3 protein-coding genes are annotated in these 3,869 nt (G+C 38.7%); 1 reads left to right on the top strand and 2 read right to left on the bottom strand.

Annotated features, from left to right (window positions below; genetic code table 11):
- Positions 1-205: 205 nt before the first annotated feature.
- Positions 206-1,429, top strand: coding sequence for an exodeoxyribonuclease VII large subunit (xseA, locus tag Q7J67_00500; protein MDO9463775.1), 1,224 nt, complete (start codon positions 206-208; stop codon positions 1,427-1,429).
- 125 nt (positions 1,430-1,554) lie between these two features.
- Here the strand turns inward: xseA and Q7J67_00495 are convergent, their stop codons facing one another.
- Together Q7J67_00495 and Q7J67_00490 are read right to left on the bottom strand one after the other, a co-directional pair.
- Positions 1,555-2,256: an amidohydrolase gene (locus Q7J67_00495; protein MDO9463774.1), complete on the bottom strand. Its 702-nt coding sequence runs from the start codon at positions 2,254-2,256 to the stop codon at positions 1,555-1,557.
- A gap of 16 nt (positions 2,257-2,272) precedes the next feature.
- A complete protein-coding gene (locus tag Q7J67_00490) occupies positions 2,273-3,463 on the bottom strand; it encodes a uroporphyrinogen decarboxylase family protein (protein ID MDO9463773.1) in 1,191 nt (396 codons plus the stop codon).
- Positions 3,464-3,869 lie beyond the last annotated feature (406 nt).

The following is a 3,869-nucleotide window of genomic DNA, read 5'->3' as shown; positions in this document are numbered from 1 at the left end:
GCTGTAACAAATTGGCTGATTGAGTACAATTTTAATCGCCCTCATCAAGCGCTTGATTATTTAACACCCATGAGATATATTGAGAATCACAATGAGAATCTTAAACAAAAAGTGTTACCTATGTGCCCAGCCAGCACATTTTATAGCGTAATATTAGCACTTATGTTATAATTTTGAAAGCTTTTTACAATTCAGGAGGTGTTCATTGTTACCATATGATTATGAGTCTCAATCGCGACATATCTTTACTGTAAGTGAGCTTACTTCAAAGATAAAGAATTTACTGGAAGAGAGTTTCCCAAGTGTGTGGGTAGAAGGAGAAATATCAAATTGCAGGATGCCTTCTTCAGGCCACATCTATTTTACGTTAAAGGACGAGCAGTCCCAGCTTAATGCTGTGTTTTTCAGAGGAGCTAACCAGAAAACAAAATTCAAAATAGAGGATGGCTTAAAGGTGCTGGCTCTTGGAAATATAAGCGTATATCAGCGCAGGGGAGACTATCAGCTCATTGTAGGGCTTCTTCAACCAAGAGGAATTGGAGAGTTTCAGCTCGCTTTTGAACAACTCAAAAGAAAGCTGCAAAAAGAGGGGCTTTTTGCTCCTGAACATAAAAAGCCAATCCCTTTGTTCCCAAGAAGGATTGGGATTGTAACCTCTCCGACAGGCGCCGCCATCAGAGACATTCTTAATGTTATTAACAGACGTTTCCGTCAGGTAGAAATTCTTATTAACCCTGTCAAGGTTCAGGGAGAAGGGGCTGGGGGAGAAATAGCTGAAGCAATAGATGAGTTCAATGAGATGGGGGACATGGATGTTCTGATTGTTGGAAGAGGCGGCGGGTCTATGGAGGATCTGTGGGCATTTAATGAGGAGATTGTTGCAAGAGCAATATATAATTCAAAGGTCCCTGTTATTTCCGCAGTTGGTCATGAGATAGATTTTGTAATAAGTGACTTTGTTGCAGATCTGCGCGCACCAACTCCATCCGCAGCAGCTGAACTTGTTGTTGGAGAGATGGAGCAAATCACTCAAAAAATCGGAGATTTTCAAACAAGGATTACTGCAGCACTTACAAATAACCTAAGTTTAAAGAAGGAGAAACTTTTCAGTTTATTGTCTTCCTATGCCTTAAGACATCCGGAGGAAAGGTTATTCCAATATAAGCAGGAGATTGACGATTTTTCCGAAAGGATGGAAAGAACATGTTCTCATATATTGGAGCTTGCTATACAGAGGACGAGCAATCTTTCAGGGAAGCTGAATATGCTTAGCCCTCTTGCAACCCTTTCAAGAGGATACAGCTATACACTGAAATTACCTCAGAGAACATTAATTACTGATACTCGTCGGGTAAAACCTCATGATAAGGTAGAAGTCAAGCTTGCAAAAGGTGCAATGATTTGTGAAGTAGAGAAAACGAAAAACTAGGACTTACTGCCATATCTCCTATAATTTCAACATTTCCTCAGCATTTTTTCTAAAAATACGTTCTTTAATCGAAGAAGATAGCCCAATACCATTCAGAAGTTCTATGATTTTGGGCTCCTCTCGTCTTACGAAGCGGTCAGTGCCAAAAATATTTTTGCATAATCAAGGTCTCTTGACATAGCACCATATCCACTTCCTGCAGAAAGGTCTGCGTGCAAGTTCGGGTATTTCTCTAAAAGAAGATTCACTCTACCAGGTTTCTCAACTTTTCCCTTAGGATAATAGACCTTTTCTGGAATGTCTGCTGATATCTCTGCCCAGAATGCAGGCCCGTGCCCGATAAATATGGTTTGCGGGAATTCCTCTAGCACCTCCTCTAAGTAAGGCATTCCTAATGGCTCAATAACTCCTGCGGTACAATAAGTGGGTCGAAGGTCAGGAAGCACAGGAAGACCAAGTTGACCGCAGACTTTATAGATACTTTTGAGTCTTTTATCATTAGTCGGCAGATTTGCAAGAATTTCTCCAAAACCCTTACATCCTCTGTCTGCATATTCTTTAATGATAGGATAAAAGTCAAGAGTTCCATTGTTCTTGCCTCTTCGTGGGTCGATATTAACAAATGGGATGAATCTATCCGGATATCTTTTGCAGTCTTCCAATGCCATTTCAGTTGTATAATAATAGTGTTCTTCCTCAGGATTTACAAGCGGCAGGATTACTGATTTTTCTATCCCGTATTTATCCATGAATTTTATTAATTCTTTCGGAGTAAGCGGATCGTATCCATATATTACTTTTCCGAGATGAGCGTGAGTATCAATCATTTTTAAATCTCCTATGTTAGTTTTTTGTTTTTAAATGCTTCCATTCGTCAATCATGGCAAGCGTGTTTTCAAAATGCCAGTAATTCCTAATTGACGGTGCAACACCTAATATTAAATGATTCACATTCTTTATTGCGTATCTAACAGCTTCTCTCACATCTTCTTCGTTATCACTTCCTATGTGTATCGGAGCGCTTACACCTGTCCATAAGGTTTTTCCCGGCAGTGAATTATCAATCTTTCTTAGATCATTATTATCTAATGCAGGTTCAATACTGTTAATACAATCAAAATTTAGTTTATTAGCATAGTCAAGCATTGGCATAATTCCAGTACACAAGGTGTAGTAAATTGGTTTCTCTGCAGAATGTGCTACATCGATTTCTTCTTCTAAGTGGCTTTTTAAGAAGCTTTCCAGTTGCTGAGGTGAATAGAAATCACAGGTTTCATAAAAACCGTCTCTTCCAAAGAAATCCACACCAAAATCAATAGCAATTTCCATTCTTTTTTTATTCAGGGAATGTTCGTATTCCAGATAAGATTCTATAATTTCAGGTCTCTCAATGGTAGCTATACAAACATTATCAGCTCCCATAAGTTGGAGCAGTCTAGTCAATCCTGCGCCAATGGATGAACAAATCGGTAATTGATACTTTCTTGCAAGAGAAAACATTTGTTTGTTAGATTCAATATCTTTCTTCATTGATTCATCATCTGGAGCCAGAAGAACGTATTTCAGCTTTTCTATATCCTCAAGAGATTCCACCCAGTATTTTGTATAACTTGCTACCCAATTAGTACAAAATGGAATGTCTTCTCCATGAGGCCAATGCTCTAAATTTACAGATGCAGAGAGAATTCCTGCAGGAGTATGAAATTCTTTGTGAAGAATTTTGCGCTCTCCTTTTTTCTCAATCCATTTCTTTTCTTCAACATTCTTTAAGTTCTTTGAAAACGATACATCTATAGAGAGAACAGGATCCACTCCCAGCACATTCAACATGACATTTATCTGTTCTTCGAGTGTGGACCACCTGTATTTATTATCAACATGCTTATTGATGTCATTCAGTTTCGGGTCAACATCAAAATTCACCTCTTCTACAGGCCTCCAGAAATTCGGCCCTCTCCAGAATGTCGGAGCACAAGGTATATAATCAACCCCTTTTCCCGTCAATGCTGATAATATTCTTTCTTTTGAGTTCATGATTCAGCCTCCTAATTTATTTTTCTATTAAGATTTTATTCTATTCTAAAGGAGGCTTCTTTGCATTATTTCAGCTATTCTTTGCATATCTTTCGATACTGAAGAGGAGGAATACTCATTTCTTTCTTGAAAACGCGGTTAAAATGAGATAGGTCATTGAATCCTGCCTCAAGGCTCACAGCAGAGATTTTCAGATTTGTATTCTTTAACAGCTCTTTGGCAATATTCAGTCTTTTCAGGTTTATGTATGTTGTCAGGGAGATACCTGCGGAGGCTGAGAAACATAGGTAACACTCGTGGTATGATAGAAGACATCCAAACATTGCGAGCTAGCGAGCAATGTTTGGAGCAAGAATCTACCATATCGGAGGAGTTGCCAAATGAGAAAGACAGCTAGTTTTTACTT

Source organism: bacterium (genome assembly GCA_030652805.1).
Taxonomy (GTDB): Bacteria; JAHJDO01; JAHJDO01; order JAHJDO01; family JAHJDO01; genus JAHJDO01.
Note: the sequence above shows the minus strand (reverse complement) of the source record. Positions and strands in the feature narration are given on the sequence as shown.

Excerpts from the sequence above, each read along its gene's own strand:
- Q7J67_00495 (MDO9463774.1), bottom strand. The coding sequence starts at position 2,256 with ATGATTGATACTCACGCTCATCTCGGAAAAGTAATATATGGATACGAT.
- Q7J67_00490 (MDO9463773.1), bottom strand. The coding sequence starts at position 3,463 with ATGAACTCAAAAGAAAGAATATTATCAGCATTGACGGGAAAAGGGGTT.